Origin of the sequence: Vibrio sp. 10N.286.51.E5 (genome assembly GCF_041469125.1) — a bacterium.
GTDB classification, from domain to species: domain Bacteria; phylum Pseudomonadota; class Gammaproteobacteria; order Enterobacterales; family Vibrionaceae; genus Vibrio; species Vibrio crassostreae_C.
Genome location: NZ_JBFRJZ010000031.1, coordinates 51,821 through 69,481 on the forward strand (window position 1 = coordinate 51,821; position 17,661 = coordinate 69,481).

Annotated in this window: 13 protein-coding genes; 10 read left to right on the plus strand and 3 right to left on the minus strand. The window is 45.0% G+C overall.

Annotation, left to right across the window (positions count from 1 at the left end; translation table 11 throughout):
• Positions 1 to 12: 12 nt before the first annotated feature.
• From AB4161_RS12390 to sucD, 5 genes are all read left to right on the plus strand, one after another.
• Positions 13 to 726 (plus strand): succinate dehydrogenase iron-sulfur subunit, encoded by a 714-nt coding sequence (locus AB4161_RS12390; protein ID WP_010436773.1) that lies wholly within the window; start codon positions 13 to 15, stop codon positions 724 to 726.
• A gap of 97 nt (positions 727 to 823) precedes the next feature.
• Positions 824 to 3,640, plus strand: a complete 2,817-nt coding sequence (gene sucA, locus AB4161_RS12395) for a 2-oxoglutarate dehydrogenase E1 component (protein ID WP_017061946.1) — start codon at positions 824 to 826, stop codon at positions 3,638 to 3,640.
• Positions 3,641 to 3,661: 21 nt separating this feature from the next.
• Positions 3,662 to 4,870: a 2-oxoglutarate dehydrogenase complex dihydrolipoyllysine-residue succinyltransferase gene (gene odhB / locus AB4161_RS12400; protein WP_017056410.1), complete on the plus strand. Its 1,209-nt coding sequence runs from the start codon at positions 3,662 to 3,664 to the stop codon at positions 4,868 to 4,870.
• Positions 4,871 to 5,076: 206 nt separating this feature from the next.
• Positions 5,077 to 6,243: an ADP-forming succinate--CoA ligase subunit beta gene (gene sucC / locus AB4161_RS12405; protein ID WP_019820479.1), complete on the plus strand. Its 1,167-nt coding sequence runs from the start codon at positions 5,077 to 5,079 to the stop codon at positions 6,241 to 6,243.
• Positions 6,243 to 7,115, plus strand: coding sequence for a succinate--CoA ligase subunit alpha (gene sucD / locus AB4161_RS12410; protein WP_017061945.1), 873 nt, complete (start codon positions 6,243 to 6,245; stop codon positions 7,113 to 7,115). The genes sucC and sucD overlap by 1 nt, the downstream gene beginning before the upstream one ends.
• A gap of 114 nt (positions 7,116 to 7,229) precedes the next feature.
• Here sucD and znuB read toward each other — a convergent pair whose 3' ends face one another.
• Together znuB and znuC are read right to left on the minus strand one after the other, a co-directional pair.
• Positions 7,230 to 8,015 carry a zinc ABC transporter permease subunit ZnuB gene (gene znuB, locus AB4161_RS12415; RefSeq protein WP_017061944.1) on the minus strand — a complete coding sequence of 262 codons (786 nt, stop codon included), beginning with the start codon at positions 8,013 to 8,015 and terminating at the stop codon, positions 7,230 to 7,232.
• The gene (znuC, locus tag AB4161_RS12420) at positions 8,015 to 8,794 is read right to left on the minus strand and encodes a zinc ABC transporter ATP-binding protein ZnuC (protein ID WP_017061943.1); all 780 of its coding nucleotides are present in this window, start codon (positions 8,792 to 8,794) and stop codon (positions 8,015 to 8,017) included. Before znuC ends, znuB begins: the two co-directional genes overlap by 1 nt.
• A gap of 83 nt (positions 8,795 to 8,877) precedes the next feature.
• On the opposite strand from znuC, the gene znuA reads away from it, so the two are divergent.
• The 5 genes from znuA to AB4161_RS12445 all read left to right on the plus strand — a co-directional run bounded on the left by znuA (position 8,878) and on the right by AB4161_RS12445 (position 16,751).
• Entirely contained in the window at positions 8,878 to 9,768 is an 891-nt protein-coding gene (znuA, locus tag AB4161_RS12425; protein ID WP_372083398.1) for a zinc ABC transporter substrate-binding protein ZnuA, read from the plus strand.
• 269 nt (positions 9,769 to 10,037) lie between these two features.
• Entirely contained in the window at positions 10,038 to 13,400 is a 3,363-nt protein-coding gene (locus AB4161_RS12430; protein ID WP_240799172.1) for a helix-turn-helix domain-containing protein, read from the plus strand.
• A 628-nt stretch (positions 13,401 to 14,028) separates the two neighbouring features.
• Complete coding sequence (locus AB4161_RS12435) at positions 14,029 to 14,250, plus strand: FeoA family protein (RefSeq protein WP_004734203.1); 222 nt, start codon at positions 14,029 to 14,031, stop codon at positions 14,248 to 14,250.
• The gene (gene feoB, locus AB4161_RS12440; protein WP_017061939.1) at positions 14,251 to 16,524 is read left to right on the plus strand and encodes a Fe(2+) transporter permease subunit FeoB; all 2,274 of its coding nucleotides are present in this window, start codon (positions 14,251 to 14,253) and stop codon (positions 16,522 to 16,524) included.
• Entirely contained in the window at positions 16,521 to 16,751 is a 231-nt protein-coding gene (locus tag AB4161_RS12445; protein ID WP_017061938.1) for a FeoC-like transcriptional regulator, read from the plus strand. The genes feoB and AB4161_RS12445 overlap by 4 nt, the downstream gene beginning before the upstream one ends.
• Positions 16,752 to 16,883: 132 nt before the next feature.
• Here the strand turns inward: AB4161_RS12445 and AB4161_RS12450 are convergent, their stop codons facing one another.
• Positions 16,884 to 17,312, minus strand: coding sequence for an HIT domain-containing protein (locus AB4161_RS12450; protein WP_017061937.1), 429 nt, complete (start codon positions 17,310 to 17,312; stop codon positions 16,884 to 16,886).
• Positions 17,313 to 17,661: the final 349 nt, after the last annotated feature.

Consider the following 17,661-nt stretch of genomic DNA (forward strand, 5'->3'; position numbering starts at 1 on the left):
GGAGATATGACCATGAAACTGAATTTCTCTTTATATCGTTACAATCCAGATGTCGACCAGAAACCTTATATGAAGGAATACACTCTAGAAGTGGATGAAGGTTCAGACATGATGCTTTTGGATGCGCTTATTCTGTTGAAAGAGCAAGACCCAACAATCTCATTCCGTCGCTCATGCCGTGAAGGTGTATGTGGCTCGGATGGTTTGAACATGAACGGTAAAAATGGCCTAGCGTGTATCACGCCATTGTCTGCGCTTTCGGGCCAAGACAAGATTGTGATTCGCCCACTGCCTGGCTTACCCGTTGTTCGTGACCTGATTGTAGACATGACTCAGTTCTACGATAACTACGAAAAAGTGAAGCCATTCTTAGTGTCTGATGGCAATGTGCCACCGGCTCGTGAAAACTTACAAAGCCCTGATGAGCGTGCTCATTTAGATGGATTGTACGAATGTATCATGTGTGCATGTTGTACAACGTCATGCCCATCATTCTGGTGGAACCCTGACAAATTCATCGGACCAGCAGGCCTGCTTGCAGCGTACCGTTGGCTAATTGATAGCCGAGATACAGCGACAGACGAACGTTTGTCCGATCTTGATGATGCATTTAGCGTTTTTCGTTGCCATGGCATCATGAATTGTGTAAGTGTTTGTCCTAAGGGATTAAATCCGACGAAAGCTATTGGTCACATCAAGACCATGCTAGTGAATCGTTCGGTTTAAGTTATATAAAAATTGCCGCCCTAGAAGTTTTGGGGCGGCCTTTTAATAGCTCGGCATAGACCGCAGCAAACGTGAAAACTACTGGTTAAGGGAAAATATGCACAACGGCGTGATGAAGGCATGGCTCGAGTCTTCACACTTGGCTGGCGCCAATGCAACGTACGTAGAAGAACTCTATGAACTGTATCTAAGTGACCCAGATTCGGTAAGTGACGAATGGAGAAGTGTTTTTGAAGAACTGCCTGTGCAAGCTTCAGAGACAGTGGAACAACCACACTCTCGTGTTCGTGAATACTTCCGTCGACTCGCTCAAGAAACAAAGCATTACAGTGTCCAAGTTAGTGATCCAGATGTCGATGCGAAACAAGTAAAGGTTCTGCAACTTATTAATGCCTATCGATTCCGAGGGCATCAAGCAGCAAATCTAGACCCCCTAGGTTTATGGAAAAGAGCGACAGTTGATGAACTGGACCCTTCTTTCCACACTCTTACCGAAGATGACCTCAATGAGACGTTCAACGTCGGCTCTTACGCCATTGGCCAAGAGACGATGGTGCTTAAAGATCTCTACAAATCTCTAAAGCAAACGTATTGTGGCTCTATTGGTGCTGAATACATGCACATGACAAATACAGAGCAAAAGCGTTGGATCCAACAACGTTTAGAGTCTGTATCTGGTCAACCCTCTTTCAACAAAGAAGAAAAGCAAGCTTTCCTAGAAGAGCTAACTGCTGCTGAAGGTCTTGAGCGCTATCTTGGTGCGAAATTCCCAGGCGCAAAACGCTTCTCGTTGGAAGGTGGTGATGCTCTTATCCCAATGACGAAAGAAATTATTCGTCATGCTGGCGGACAAGGCATGCGTGAAGTTGTTGTTGGTATGGCTCACCGTGGTCGTCTAAACATGTTGGTCAACGTGCTTGGTAAAAAGCCACAAGACCTGTTTGACGAGTTTGCGGGCAAGCACGATGACACGTGGGGTACTGGTGATGTGAAATACCACCAAGGCTTCTCTGCGGACTTCGCAACGCCAGGCGGCAACGTTCACTTAGCACTAGCATTTAACCCATCTCACTTAGAAATCGTAAACCCGGTAGTTATCGGTTCAGTACGTGCACGTCAAGATCGCCTTGGTGATAATGATGGTAGCCGTGTACTTCCAATTACTATCCACGGTGACTCAGCTATCGCTGGTCAGGGTGTAGTACAAGAGACGTTTAACATGTCTCAAGCTCGTGGTTTCTGTGTAGGTGGTACGGTTCGTATCGTTGTAAACAACCAAGTTGGTTTTACAACGTCTAACCCTCGCGATACACGCTCTACGATGTACTGTACCGATATCGCGAAGATGGTTCAGGCTCCGATTTTCCACGTTAACTCTGATGATCCAGAAGCGGTTGCGTTTGTTGCGCGTCTTGCATTGGATTACCGTAATACGTTTAAGCGTGATGTTGTTATTGATTTGGTTTGTTACCGTCGCCACGGTCACAATGAAGCCGATGAGCCGAATGCAACACAGCCTTTGATGTACCAAAAAATCAAGAAGCACCCAACACCACGTAAGCTTTACGCTGACGTGCTAATGGAGCGCGGTGAGTTTGGTATTGATACAGCAACTCAGCTAGTTAACGAATATCGTGATGCACTTGATCACGGTGAAGTTGTGGTTAAAGAGTGGCGTCCAATGGCACTTCACTCAGTAGACTGGTCTCCTTACCTAGGTCACGACTGGAACATCGAGTGGGATAACAAGATTGATATCGAGCGCCTGAAAGAGCTTGGTACCAAACTTTGTCAATACCCGGACAGCCACAAGCTGCAAAGCCGAGTAAATAAACTGTACAACGATCGTACTGCCATGGTGAATGGTGAGAAACAAGTCGATTGGGGTATGGCTGAAACTCTGGCATACGCAACACTTGTTGACGACGGTAAGCGTATTCGTATCTCAGGCCAAGATTCAGGTCGTGGTACGTTCTTCCACCGTCACTCAGTACTGCACAATCAATCAGATGCAAGCACGTATGTTCCTCTTGCGAACATTCATGATAAACAAGGGCCATTCCAAGTGTTTGACTCTGTGTTATCTGAAGAAGCGGTACTCGCATTTGAGTATGGTTACGCGACAGCAGAGCCAAGCGGTCTAACCCTTTGGGAAGCTCAATTTGGTGACTTCGCAAACGGTGCACAAGTTGTTATCGACCAATTCATTTCATCAGGTGAGCAAAAGTGGGCACGTCTATGTGGTCTAACTATGCTGCTTCCTCACGGTTATGAAGGCCAAGGCCCGGAGCACTCTTCTGCACGTCTTGAGCGTTACCTTCAGTTATGTGCTGAACAAAACATGCAGGTTGTTGTTCCTTCAACACCAGCTCAGGTTTACCACATGATTCGCCGTCAGGTTGTTCGACCAATGCGTCGTCCACTGATTGTAATGTCACCTAAGTCATTGCTTCGTCACCCTCTGTGTACTTCTTCTCTTGAAGATTTGGCAGAAGGCACGTTCCAACCAGCTATCGCAGAAATTGATGATCTGGCTCCTGAGAACGTAAAACGCGTCGTGTTCTGTTCAGGTAAGGTTTACTTTGACCTGCTTGACCAAAGACGTAAGAACGAGCAAGACGATGTCGCTATTGTACGTATTGAGCAACTTTACCCGTTCCCTTATGAGGACGTGAGAGCTGCCATCGCACAGTACACAAATGTAGTCGATTACGTTTGGTGTCAAGAAGAGCCACAAAACCAAGGTGCTTGGTACAGTAGCCAACATAATTTCCGAGCTGCTATCCCAGTAGGTGCTGATATTCAATACGCAGGTCGTCCTGCATCAGCATCACCAGCTGTTGGCTATATGTCAGTACACTTGAAACAACAAAAAGCGTTAGTTGACGACGCTTTGACCCTACTTAAGAACTAGAAGTAAAAGGAAAATACGCACATGACAATTGAAATTCTGGTTCCAGATTTACCTGAATCTGTGGCTGATGCAACAGTTGCTACTTGGCACAAAAAACCGGGCGAAGCGGTTGCACGTGATGAAGTCATTGTAGATATCGAAACAGATAAAGTAGTTCTAGAAGTACCTGCTCCTGAAGCGGGTGTTCTGGAAGCTATCATCGAAGAAGAGGGTGCTACGGTACTTTCTAAGCAGCTTTTGGCTAAAATCAAGCCGGGTGCTGTCGCTGGTGAACCAACGAAAGACACCACTGAAGATACAGAAGCATCTCCTGATAAGCGCCATAAAGCTGCGCTAACAGAAGAGAACAACGACGCACTAAGCCCAGCTGTTCGTCGCCTGCTTGCTGAGCACAACCTACAACCAGCTGACGTTAAAGGCACTGGTGTTGGTGGTCGTATTACTCGTGAAGACATCGACGCACACCTAGCAGCAGCGAAAGCGGCTCCGGCAGCAGCATCTGCACCAGCAGTTGAAGCGCCAGCAGCGGCTCGCAGCCAAAAACGCGTGCCTATGACTCGCCTGCGTAAGACAGTTGCAAACCGTCTTCTAGAAGCGAAAAACAGCACAGCAATGCTGACTACTTTCAACGAAGTGAACATGAAGCCAATCATGGACCTTCGTAAGCAGTACAAAGACCAATTCGAGAAACGTCACGATACGCGTCTTGGCTTCATGTCTTTCTACGTGAAAGCAGTAACAGAAGCGCTAAAACGTTTCCCAGAAGTGAACGCTTCTATTGATGGTACAGATATCGTTTACCACAACTACTTCGACATCAGCATGGCGGTATCTACGCCACGTGGTCTAGTGACTCCAGTACTTAAAGACTGTGACACACTAGGTTTCGCTGATATCGAAAAAGGCATCAAAGAGCTAGCAATCAAAGGCCGTGACGGCAAGCTAACGGTTGATGAACTGATGGGTGGTAACTTCACTATCACAAACGGTGGTGTATTTGGTTCTCTAATGTCTACGCCAATCATCAACCCACCTCAAGCGGCAATTTTGGGTATGCACAAAATCCAAGACCGTCCAATGGCTGTTGATGGCAAGGTAGAGATTCTACCAATGATGTACCTAGCGCTTTCTTACGACCACCGTCTAATCGATGGCCGTGAATCAGTTGGCTTCCTAGTGACCATCAAAGAGCTTCTAGAAGATCCTGCACGTCTGCTATTAGACGTTTAGTATCGCTAAAACGTCTAGTTAACCCCGTTAGCTAGACGTAAAAAGTTTCAAAGGCTAGGCTGCTCAACGTCTGGCCTTCAATTGAACTGTAAAGCCATTAGAAAATGGACAGCAGTTGTTTTGAGAAGACCCTACAGACGTAACACAGGAAACTGTGTCGTTATGGAAATAATAATCCCTTAAGGGAAAATAAACGGAATATCAAAATGAATTTGCATGAATACCAAGCCAAACAGCTGTTTGCAGAATTCGGTTTGCCTGTACCAGAAGGTTTCGCATGTGATACTGCACAAGAAGCTTTCGAAGCTGCAGGTCGTATCAGTACAGCCAAGAAAGTCGTTAAGTGTCAAGTACATGCTGGTGGCCGCGGTAAAGCGGGCGGCGTAGAGCTACATGACACCAAAGAAGGCGTTAAAGAGTTTGCACAAAAGTGGCTAGGTAAAAACCTAGTGACTTACCAAACAGACGCTAATGGTCAGCCTGTAACAAAGATCCTAGTTGAAGAAGCATCAAACATTGCTAACGAACTTTACCTAGGTGCTGTTGTTGACCGCGCAACGCGTAAAATTGTATTCATGGCGTCAACTGAAGGCGGTGTGGACATTGAGAAAATCGCTGAAGAAACTCCAGAGTTGATTCACCAATCAGCGATCGATCCTCTAGTAGGCCCTCAAGCTTACCAAGGCCGTGAACTTGCGTTCAAACTTGGTCTAGTTGGCGATCAAATCAAACAGTTCGTTAAGATCTTCATGGGTCTTGGCAAAATGTTCTCTCAGTACGACCTAGCTCTACTAGAAATCAACCCGCTTGTCATTACTGGCGAAGGCAACCTGCTTTGTCTAGACGGTAAGATCAACATCGACTCAAACGCGATGTACCGTCAGCCTAAACTACGTGAAATGCACGATCCATCTCAAGAAGATGAGCGCGAAGCACACGCAGCACAGTGGGAACTGAACTACGTAGCACTAGATGGCAACGTTGGCTGTATGGTTAACGGTGCAGGCCTTGCGATGGGTACGATGGATATCGTAAACCTACACGGCGGCAAGCCAGCAAACTTCCTTGATGTAGGCGGCGGCGCGACTAAAGAGCGTGTAGCTGAAGCATTCAAGATCATCCTTTCTGATGACAATGTTAAAGCAGTACTCGTAAACATTTTCGGTGGCATCGTTCGTTGTGACATGATCGCTGAAGGTATTATCGGTGCAGTTAAAGAAGTCGGCGTAACAGTTCCTGTAGTTGTTCGTCTAGAAGGTACAAACGCAGACCTAGGTCGCGAAGTACTTGCTAATTCTGATGTTGATATCATTGCAGCTGAATCTCTAACAGATGCTGCTCAGAAAGTTGTTGCTGCTGCGGAGGCTAAATAATGTCTGTATTAATTAACAAAGACACTAAAGTAATCTGTCAGGGTTTCACTGGCGGTCAAGGTACATTCCACTCAGACCAAGCTATCGCATACGGTACGCAAATGGTTGGTGGTGTTTCACCTGGTAAAGGTGGTCAAACTCACCTAGGCCTTCCAGTATTCAACACAGTACGTGAAGCGGTAGAAGTAACTGGCGCAACAGCAACAGTTATCTACGTACCAGCTCCTTTCTGTAAAGATGCAATCCTAGAAGCGATTGATGCAGGTATCGAACTGATCGTAACGATCACTGAAGGTATCCCTACAACAGATATGATCGACGTTAAAGTGAAGCTAGAAGAAACTGGCGTTCGCATGATCGGTCCTAACTGTCCAGGTCTTATCACTCCAGACGAGTGTAAGATTGGTATCATGCCTGGTCACATCCACAAGAAGGGTAAAGTAGGTATCGTATCTCGCAGCGGTACTCTGACATACGAAGCAGTTAAGCAAACAACAGATGAAGGCTTTGGTCAGTCTACATGTGTTGGTATCGGTGGTGACCCTATCCCAGGTTCAAACTTCATTGATATCTTGAAACTTTTCCAAGAAGACCCAGAAACTGAAGCAATCGTAATGATTGGTGAAATCGGTGGTACTGCGGAAGAAGAAGCGGCTGATTTCATCAAAGCAAACGTAACTAAGCCAGTTGTATCTTACATCGCTGGTGTTACTGCTCCTCCGGGCAAACGTATGGGCCACGCAGGCGCAATCATCTCTGGCGGTAAAGGTACTGCTGAAGATAAATTCGCAGCACTAGAAGCAGCAGGCGTTAAGACTGTTAAGTCTCTTGCTGACATCGGTAAAGGCCTACGTGAAATCACGGGTTGGTAATCAGCTGGCTTTTATCGATTGAGATAGAAGTTAATTGAAACGATATTAAAAAGGCTTGGTCACTGACCAAGCCTTTTTTTATGTTTTCGAGATACGAGATCGTACTGCTAAGTGCTAAGCTCGACTTCTAACCATTTGAGATAGCATAAACATTGCTGCCGCACTGATAACCACAGACGGGCCAGCAGGCGTATCATAGAACCAAGACAAGCTTAATCCACCGAATACAGCGATAGAGCCAATAATTGATGCAAGGAAGGCCATCTGCTCAGGTGTGCTCGAGAACTTCCTTGCCGTTGCTGCAGGAATAATCAGTAGCGATGTCATGATTAACGCACCAACAAACTTCATACCGACAGCAATCACGATACCGACCAATAGCATCAGAATCAGACGCATTAAATCAATGTTGATGCCATCAACCGCCGCGAGATCTTCGTTAACCGTCGTTGATAGTAGTGGTCGCCAAAAGATAGCAAGTACTAATCCAATCACAGCAGCACCCGCATAGATGAACACTAAATCCGTTGGAGATACTGCCAGCAAGTCACCAAATAGGTAGCTCATTAGGTCAACACGAACGTTATCTAAGAAACTGACAGCAACCAAACCAAGTGATAGCGCACTGTGCGCCAAAATACCGAGTAGGGTATCGGTCGCGACCAGCTTTTGTTTTTGTAAAGTCACTAGCAACACGGCCAGCATCAAACAACAAATCAGCAGCGCGAAATACAAGTTAATGTTGAACAGAAAGCCAAGTGCTAAGCCCATCAAAGAAGCGTGAGCAAGCGTGTCACCAAAGTAAGCCATCTTACGCCACACCACGAATGAACCTAGTGGGCCTGCAATTAGTGCAATACCCAAACCCGCCAAAATAGAGGGAAGAAGAAACTCAAGCATTAGTGGTGTCCGTGTTTATGGTTTGAACATTCATGCACGTCGCCTTCGACAGGCTGGCCTGCGAGATCATGATGGTGATGTTCGTGTTGGTGATGATAAAACGCTAGCGTCTCTTGGGTCGCGGTGCCAAAGAGCGCAATATACGAAGGATGGTGTTTGATGTCTGCAGGTGCGCCTGAGCAACAGATGTGGTGGTGTAAACAGATAACATCGTCTGTTTTTGCCATCACTAAATGCAGATCGTGTGAAACCATAAATACGGCACAACCAAAGCGGTGGCGAATGGTGTCAATCAAGTCATACAGGTCTATTTGCCCTTGAACGTCGACGCCTTGAGCCGGTTCATCGAGAACCAGTAGATCTGGTCTTCTTAGCAATGAACGAGCAATGAGCACACGTTGGTTTTCTCCGCCAGATAGTTGGTGCATGTTACTCTTCTGCAGATGTTCAGCACCAACAAGCTTCAATGCTTCAAGGATCTCTTGCTGACTGAAATTGCCAGTGAGTTTTAGAAAACGCTCTACGTTGAGCGGTAGGGAATCATTGAGCTTTAATTTTTGTGGTACATAGCCAATTTTCAGTTTTTTAGCTTTTGTTATTGTGCCTGAAAATTTGGTCTGTAAACCCAGTACCACTTTTACTAATGTCGACTTTCCTGCACCGTTTGGTCCAATCAGGGTGGTGATTCTGCCGCGCTCTAAATTTAGAGAGATGTTGTCTAGAACTTTTCGACCGTCAAATTCGACGCTCACAGAATCTAGTTGGATTAAGTTATCCATGAATAGAACTCATTTGCAATTCGCTAATGTTATAATGTAACATTTACCTCAAGCCTAAGCTACTTTTCTATTATCGAGGGATTATGTCACGTTCATCTTTTATACTTGCTACTTTGCTTTTAGCGCCAAGTGTCGCAAGTGCCAATACTATTCTAACAAGCTTTAAACCAATTCAAATGATTGTGACAGAATTAACGCAAGGCGTTAGTGAGCCGGATGTGTTGATGAACAGCAATGCTTCGCCGCATGATTATGCGCTTAAGCCATCGGATGTCAAAAAAGTTCATAGTGCCGATATGGTCATCTGGTTCGGCCCTGACCTAGAAGCCTTTCTGACTAAGGTGATTGGTTCAAAAGAAAATGTTATCAAGATCAGTGATATTCCCGGAATCAACTTGCGAGAGTTCGGACACGAAGAGCATGACCACGATGCACATGAAGGGCACCACCACGGTAGCCATGACCCGCATTTTTGGTTAGGTATCGAGCAAGTTGAAGTAGCTGCAAAATACATCTCAGCTAAGTTGATTGAATCTGATCCAGACAACGCAATGGCGTACCAAGAGAATCTCGATTCATTCCTGATTGCATTGAAAGAGAAGCAACAGTCTATTCGAGATCAACTTGCACCCGTGAAAGACAAAGGTTACTACGTTTTTCATGACGCGTATGGTTACTTTGAGCAAGAGTTTGAGCTAAATAACTTAGGTCACTTTACGGTGAGCCCAGAGCGTAAGCCGGGTGCAAAAAGCCTGATCGCTATTAAGAAAACGATAGTACGTGAAAACGTTCAATGTGTGTTTTCTGAGCCTCAATTCACTCCTGCTGTGATTGAATCAGTGACGCGCGGAAGTAACGCAAAACAAGGTCAGCTTGACCCTGTCGGTTCAACAGTTGAAGTGAAGAGTGGAAGCTATTTCGATTTTCTTCAGCAACTTACAGATAGCTATACAAGTTGCTTAGACGAGAAGTAAGTCATAAACGAGTATTCTTTACTCTACTTTGCTCTCGTTAATTTATGAATCATGCCGCTTTTTGCGGCATTTTCGTGACCGCTAAGATAAAACCTCCTAACAAATAACAAACCTCCTTTCTCCTTTTCTAATTTCCGCTAAAATGGAAAGATAATAATAAGCACAAAAAAACTCAGTTTTTGGTTTAGCAACGATAAGACGTTGTGGTACCCAAAATTTCATGTGTTGTTGCTGTTCAGGATTAAGAGTTGTATCGAATTATCTTCAAAATGTTCATGTTAATGAGCATTTCATTTAGCGTTCTAGCGGTAAATACCTCGCCCTCCGTTTTCTATCCTTTGCCCGTTCAAGCGCAAGGGAATTTCCTTGCGGCTAAAAACTTGTATTTAGGTGCCGGAGGTGGGCTCTGGGTTCATGATGTGCATGGAAAAGTACTCTTTTACGATGGTCGAACTCTATTCCCTCGCAAGGGAAGCTTACTGCAATTTTCTTCGGAAAGAGTCGCCTTTCTGAACGATGAGTTTTGGACATTTTTCGACAATGAGGTCTATCGACATAACCCTGGAATTGGCAGCGAATTGGCGTTTAGCCTAAGTCCCGGCGCTGAAATAGCGAATATCGGTGCATCAGGCGATTATATTTGGGTTACTGACGGCAGTAATTTCTATACCTACAACACTCAATCTTTAGAATTCAACACCTACTCTCTACTTAAACTGTACCGATACAATAACAGCAGTGACATTGCGATTAACGACGCTGAGTGGGTACTATCAAAGTGGGTGCTAGCGACCAGTTCTGGCGTTTACCTTTCAGAGAATCAAGAGTTTACCCATGTCACCGCATCAGACAAAAACCATATTGAGACGGTTTATTTTTCGAATGCTCGACGTGAGTTAGTGATCGGTACTTTAAATGGTGCTGTGATTGTTGATCTCGCGAACCCAGACAAAGAGACCATCGTTAAAGGGTCGCATGTTCTCTCGTTGGCCGAAACTTCGGACCAGTATTGGATTGGTACAGAGCACGGCCTTATTAGCTACAACTTTATTACGGGACAAATTACTCGATTCGAACAAGCCGCTAGTCAAGACTTCTCGTTACCGGGTGAGAAAATATATTCGTTGATAAACGATCATGCTGGTGGTATGTGGGTTGCGACAAACAACGGTATCCGATACTTCTCACTGTTCAGCAAAACCTTCTCGAGAACACCCCTAACTGGAATGGGCATGCATTCGAGTAGTGTGGTGATCAATAAAGTACTGCCTGTCAGTGACCAGTTATCTTGGGTCGCGTCTTCAATGGGGCTCTACTTGGTTGATTCTGAAAATGAAGAGAACCCAATTCGTGTTTACTCTAACCCTGTTAATGATTTTGAGATCTTTGGCTCTTCCATTTGGTTGGCGACCGAACAAGGTATCATCAGTCTAAATACGGAAACACTACAACCCGAAGCCCTTGATTTACCAAGGCCAATTGAGGGAGTGCGTGTTGAAAACCTTGCGCTTCAAGCCGATAACGTTCTTTGGATGACCTCTGGGCAAAACCTCTATTCGTTATCTATCGAAACCATGAAACTGACGAGTTATGGCACTGACTGGTTAGTCGACAAGTTCTTGCCTGCGAAGATCACCGCTCTCAATGTAGGCTTGCTAGGTCGCATCTATATAGGAACGGATCATGGCTTCTACTCGTTCATTGATAAACGAATTAGCTTTAGTCGTTCCAGCGAACGGTTTGGCAAAGTCGTCGATATTGAAAAAGCGAAGGATGGAGCGCAGTGGTTTGCGAGCAGTTATGGCGTGTATCGAATCCCGGATGACAGCTCTATTATTCAAGAAATCACTCTTGTTGAAGACAATATTAGCCCCAACTGCCTGATAAGCGATGACAATGGTGTTTGGTTAGGCTCTTCGAAAGGCATCAGTTATTACGGATTGGATGGGCAACTGCATAAACACATAGGTTCGCCATTTGGTTTGATCACCAATGAACTGGCGGCAGGAGCGTGTGCTCTTTTTTACAGTCAAGATAGCCAACCTTCGAGGCTTGTTTTCGGCTCAAAGTATGGTGTAGTCAGCGCGTTATCTAACGAGTTACTGGTATCAACTACACCTCATAGCCGTGCCTTGTTGAGTAAGATAAGTGTCGACCAACAAACGGTATCACTTGGCGGGAAAACGGCAGAGCTGGATGAGATTCCTTATGGTTCATCGATGGGATTTAAGCTAGGTATCTTACCAGCAACGTTCGCACCTGCGATGGAATACCGACTGAGCGACGATGAACCTTGGAGTGAGTTTGAAGGGGGCTTGTTAACGCTCGATCATCTTCTTCCAGGGGATTACACACTTGAAGTGAAGCCGGTTAAAGGCTCCCATTATCGCTTTGTGTCAACCAATCAAAGCTTCTCGATTGCGGAGCCTTGGTATCTGACCAATTGGGCTGCAGCAAGCTCTCTGATATTACTGATTGGCGTTGTGACTATCTTAGTCTTTTGGCGTTCGCGTTATGTCACTTTTGCCAACCGGCACTTAAAAGCGCAAGTTGCACTGAAGACAGACCAATTGAGGCACCAAAGCCGGATATTACTCGCCACTAATCAACAGCTTAAAAAGCAGCTATCCGTGAAGAATGCGCTTGTGTCTCACACTGCCAATGAACTCTCTTCTGAAGTGAATCATATTGCTGCGATGCTCCCGAATTGGAATGACGAGCTCGGGAAGTCGCCGATTCTAACCTTGAAAAATGGCTTAGCTCAATTGAGTAATACGCCTCAAGGAGAAGGGCAAGTTTGTTACGATATAATTTTAATCTTAGAGGTGGTACTCAAAGCTTGGCAGGATGACTTAACCAAAGCCGGTATTGAACTGGATATTAAAGTCGAAACAAAACAACGATATGTCTCGTTGCTGTATTTTAATCTCGATATTATCTTCAATAGCTTGGTCGGGAGCATCATCAAGAGAAACTTTAAGTCGCAGAGTATGGTGGTTCTGGTTGAAGAGGTTAAGGAGCATCTTGTTGTGACCATTCGAGATCATGGGATGCCTTTCCCTAAACTGGCATCAAGCATGGGTGACAATACCGGAAAGTCGACCGACCTTAACATCGAAAAGCTGCCGCTATTGATGAATCAGAGCGGTGGTGAGCTTAATGCCTTTGTTTCGGAGTCTCAAAATAAGGTTCAGCTTTCGTGGCCAATTGAGTATCAAGTACTCGACAATCTTGAAGCCAGCACAATTGAACAGATTGAAACCATTAAGCTTGCCGCCTCAACACCAGAGCAACAAAAACTGACAGCGGAACAAGAGTGGAAGAACAGAGTGTCGCAGCTTGTGAGTGAAAACTACGCTGATGCCGAGTTCAGTACTGCAACTGCCGCTAAGTATTTGTTTATGTCTGAGAGAAGCTTACAGAGACGCTTTAAATCGGCTTACAACAAGACCTTCAAAGAGCACTTGAATGAAGTACGTCTAGAGCATGCGTGTGAGCGCTTACTCGCTGGAGAGAAGATCTCTGATGTGGCGTTTGATTCGGGGTTCAATGACCCTTCCTATTTCAGTCAAAGGTTTAAGCACCACTTTGGCATGTCACCATCTAAGTTTGCTGAAAACAACGAAGAGTAGCACGCAGCGGATACTCAGCTAGAACATAAATAAAGATACTTTAGCCTCGACATTCGTGTTGGGGCTTTTTTATGCTTCTACGAGATACGAGATACGAGATACGAGATACGAGATACGAGATACGAGATACGAGATACGAGATACGAGATAAATGGGGAGTTTAAAAAGGTTGTTGGGATAAAACAAAGGGAAGAAAAAAATATCGTGGCATAGCCGGGGGGACTATACCACGGGTGCCAACGACACCTTCGCTTGCTGCCGGAGTGATATAGCAAAGCCATATCACCTCTGGAATAAAATTAAAGAGAAGTAGTTTCTCTTCGATGGAGTAACTATACGTCCAGCTACTTATTTTACTTATAAAATTAACGACAGATACCTATGAGAAAACCGACATTGTCTCAAGTGATTGATAATTAATGATTTGTTTTTGTTTGGGAGGGTTTGTACTAGTGAGGTAGTTCTCGCTAGTTGTTGAAAGTAACGTTTTTGACGTAAACGTTTTTAACGAAACTTACGAGTATGTATTTTCGAAAACATTGATTTCACACAATAGAATTGTGGGCATGTATGTGTATCATGGCGTTAATAACAATCTTTCTCATTATCAGTCACGAATTGGGTACTTATGAAACTCTCACAACTAGAGCAAGGAAAGGCGGCTTCTATTGTTGCACTAACAGGTTTAACACCAGACGTAAGGAAGAAACTTATGGTCATGGGTATGTTGCCAAAAACCGAGGTGACGCTTATCCGCCGTGCACCTATGGGTGATCCGCTTCAAGTTGAAGTGAGAGGTGTTTCTATCGCCATTCGTGAAAGCATTGCAGAACAAATCGAGGTTATCTAAATGGATTATCAAGTTCTTACCGTTGGTAACCCTAATAGTGGTAAAACAACACTGTTCAACGCACTGACTGGTGCTAAGCAGCACGTTGGTAACTGGGTTGGTGTCACTGTTGAAAAGAAGACGGGTTTATACTCGCACGCTGGTGATCAGTTTCAACTAACGGATTTACCGGGTATCTACGCACTAGACAGTGGTAATGATGCGAACAGCATCGATGAGTCTATCGCGTCTCGCGCTGTTTTAACTCACCCAGCAGATGTGATCATCAATGTTGTCGACGCTAACTGTCTAGAACGAAGCTTATATATGACATTACAGCTGCGTGAGTTGGGTCGCCCAATGATCGTTGTGTTGAACAAAATGGATGTATTAAAGCGCGAACGTCAGGTGATTAACCTTAAAGCACTAGAGAAAGAGCTAGGTTGCCCAGTTCTAAGCTTGTCTGCAAACGATAAAGGTCAAGTGGTTCGCTTTAAAGAGCGTCTGCATAAACTGCTTGTTCAAGGTGTGAGCCTTGACCCTATCTCTATTGATTACGATGCCGCGTTAGAAGCTCTTATCCCTTCTGTTGAGTCACAATTTGATGATGCTGACGTATCTCACCGAGCGCTAGCGATTCGTGCTTTAGAAAATGATTACTTGGTATTGAATGGTTTAGCCCCACAAACTCGCACTCAAATTGATAGCGTGCGTCTTGGTGCCGATTTCGATATTGACCTTGCTGTTGCTGACGCTAAATACACTTTCTTACATGACCTTTGTAAACGTGTTCGTCGCAGCGAAGGCAAACTAAGCCGTAACTTTACAGAGAAAGCAGACCAATTCATTTTGAACAAATGGGTCGGTATTCCTTTCTTCTTCGTTATCATGTACCTAATGTTCATGTTCTCTATCAATATCGGTAGTGCGTTTATCGACTTCTTCGATATTGGTGTTGGAGCAATATTAGTTGATGGTGGACACCACTTATTAGATGGCCATTTACCAGTTTGGTTAGTCACTGTACTTGCTGATGGTATTGGCGGCGGTATCCAAACGGTTGCGACCTTTATTCCTGTTATCGCAGCGCTTTACCTATTCTTAGCGGTACTAGAAAGCTCAGGCTACATGGCTCGTGCTGCATTTGTACTTGATAAAGTGATGCAGAAGATTGGTTTACCGGGTAAAGCATTTGTCCCACTTGTACTGGGCTTTGGTTGTAACGTGCCTTCAATCATGGCAACTCGTACTCTTGACCAAGAGCGCGAACGTAAACTAGCAGCATCAATGGCGCCGTTTATGTCATGTGGTGCTCGTTTACCGGTATACGCACTGTTCGCGGCGGCGTTCTTCCCAGGTGCAGGACAAAACGTAGTATTCGCTCTGTACATCATGGGTATCGTTGCTTCTGTATTTACGGGTTTGTTCCTGAAAAACACGATCTACCCAGGTAGCAGTGATAGCTTAGTGATGGAAATGCCAGATTACGAATTGCCGACAGTGCAAAACGTAATGTTGAAAACTTGGCAGAAGCTGAAGCGTTTCGTACTTGGTGCAGGTAAAACAATCGTGATGGTTGTGGCTATTCTTAGCTTCCTAAACTCTCTAGGTATGGACGGCAGCTTTGGTAACGAAGATAGCGAAAACTCAGTACTGTCTAGAGCAGCTCAAGTTGTAACACCTGTATTCCAACCAATTGGTATTACTGAAGAGAACTGGCCTGCAACGGTTGGTATCATCACAGGTATTTTCGCTAAAGAAGCCGTTGTTGGTACATTAAATAGCCTATATACAACGCCTTCTGATGAAGAAGCAGCTGAGTTTGACTTAGCAGCAAGCCTGCAAGAAGCGGTAATGACGATCCCTGAAAACCTAGCCGGATTGAGCTACTCAGATCCATTAGGTATTGAAGTTGGCGACTTGTCTGACTCTAATTCTGTAGCAGCTGACCAAGAAGTCGATACCTCTATCTTTGGTAACTTGAAAGACAAGTTTGTATCTGGTCATGCGGCATTCGCTTACTTGATTCTTATCCTGCTTTACACGCCTTGTGTGGCCGCGATGGGTGCTTATGTTCGTGAATTTGGTCAGACGTTTGCACGCTTCATCGCGGTTTGGACGATGGCTCTTGGTTACTTTGGTGCGACTTTCTACTACCAAGCGGCAAACTTTGCTGCGCATCCTGTGACAAGTGCAGTATGGATGGTGGCGATTGCTGGTGGTTTTGTGGTGACGTATCGCGTCTTCAAGAAAGTGGGCAGTAAGCAGAAAGCACTAGAGGTGCAAGTAGTATGATTTTAACTGAACTTCATCAATACATTGATAGCCACGGCGTTGCGGCTCGTAAAGAGCTCGCTGCAAAGTTTGGCATGAGTGAAGATGGCGTCGATGCGATGCTGAGTGTTTGGGTCAAGAAAGGGAAAGTTTCTCGCTTGGTCGATACGAATAAGCATGGTCATACAACGCGTATTCGCTACACCATCAGCAAGCAAGATGGTTTGTCGCTTAACGTGATGATGTAGTTCGGTCTTCAGACTCTCGTTGAAAAAGGCGAGATTAGAAAATGACAAAGCCGCTTATCTAAGATGAGCGGCTTTTTGTTATGTGTCTTTTCTGAAGTGTTTTGCTTTAAAGCTCAATGAGATGAACTCGAATTATGCTTTCTTGAAGATAGAGCTCAGTGACAGAACGTTTTGGATACGAGTCAGGATAGCGGCTTGATCTTCTTCACTGCGCTGTTCGCCTTTTGTATTACCCCATACTGGGCCGGGCCAAGCAATGTCGTCTTTGAAGCGTGCAATATGGTGGATGTGCAGTTGTGGCACCATATTACCCAGCGCACCAAGGTTCAATTTGTCTGGTTGGAACGTTGCTTCTAATGCTTGGCTTACCGCCTGAGATTCATGTAGGAACTGCTGTTGCTCTTTCATTGGTAAGTGGTGCAACTCTTTTAGGTTGGCACGTTTTGGTACCAAGATAACCCAAGGCACTGCGTTATCTTTGTGTAGCAGGGCTAAGCTCAGTGGAAATTCGCCGATAAGTGTGGTGTCTTTCGCAAGTTGCGGGTGAAGTTCGAAGCTCATGATCTTTCCAATTAATTGTTTTACATGAGTATAAGGTCGGAGTTTGAATGTGGCTAGGGCTTACGTTCTCAATAAGCAGATTCCCTATCACGTTCGTCCCTCACTGTAGGGAATGATGGCGAGAAGAGGGATAACGATTTGGTGTGGTTTGATGGCGCATCATTGATGTTGTCTTGGATTCACTACACCTATTCTCGTCATCTCCTAGAGCGACGAATGAGCGTAATAGGAGATCTCTTGCTGTGTAGGTTAGCTAATCGCTTAAATAATCGAGTAAACAAACCTCCAGACAAAAAAAGGTTGACGCTTTCACGTCAACCTTTCTAATTTTCTCGAATCTCGAATCTCG

Excerpts from the sequence above, each read along its gene's own strand:
- AB4161_RS12390 (WP_010436773.1), top strand. The coding sequence starts at position 13 with ATGAAACTGAATTTCTCTTTATATCGTTACAATCCAGATGTCGACCAG.
- sucA (WP_017061946.1), top strand. The coding sequence starts at position 824 with ATGCACAACGGCGTGATGAAGGCATGGCTCGAGTCTTCACACTTGGCT.
- odhB (WP_017056410.1), top strand. The coding sequence starts at position 3,662 with ATGACAATTGAAATTCTGGTTCCAGATTTACCTGAATCTGTGGCTGAT.
- sucC (WP_019820479.1), top strand. The coding sequence starts at position 5,077 with ATGAATTTGCATGAATACCAAGCCAAACAGCTGTTTGCAGAATTCGGT.
- sucD (WP_017061945.1), top strand. The coding sequence starts at position 6,243 with ATGTCTGTATTAATTAACAAAGACACTAAAGTAATCTGTCAGGGTTTC.
- znuB (WP_017061944.1), bottom strand. The coding sequence starts at position 8,015 with ATGCTTGAGTTTCTTCTTCCCTCTATTTTGGCGGGTTTGGGTATTGCA.
- znuC (WP_017061943.1), bottom strand. The coding sequence starts at position 8,794 with ATGGATAACTTAATCCAACTAGATTCTGTGAGCGTCGAATTTGACGGT.
- znuA (WP_372083398.1), top strand. The coding sequence starts at position 8,878 with ATGTCACGTTCATCTTTTATACTTGCTACTTTGCTTTTAGCGCCAAGT.
- AB4161_RS12430 (WP_240799172.1), top strand. The coding sequence starts at position 10,038 with ATGTTCATGTTAATGAGCATTTCATTTAGCGTTCTAGCGGTAAATACC.
- AB4161_RS12435 (WP_004734203.1), top strand. The coding sequence starts at position 14,029 with ATGAAACTCTCACAACTAGAGCAAGGAAAGGCGGCTTCTATTGTTGCA.
- feoB (WP_017061939.1), top strand. The coding sequence starts at position 14,251 with ATGGATTATCAAGTTCTTACCGTTGGTAACCCTAATAGTGGTAAAACA.
- AB4161_RS12445 (WP_017061938.1), top strand. The coding sequence starts at position 16,521 with ATGATTTTAACTGAACTTCATCAATACATTGATAGCCACGGCGTTGCG.
- AB4161_RS12450 (WP_017061937.1), bottom strand. The coding sequence starts at position 17,312 with ATGAGCTTCGAACTTCACCCGCAACTTGCGAAAGACACCACACTTATC.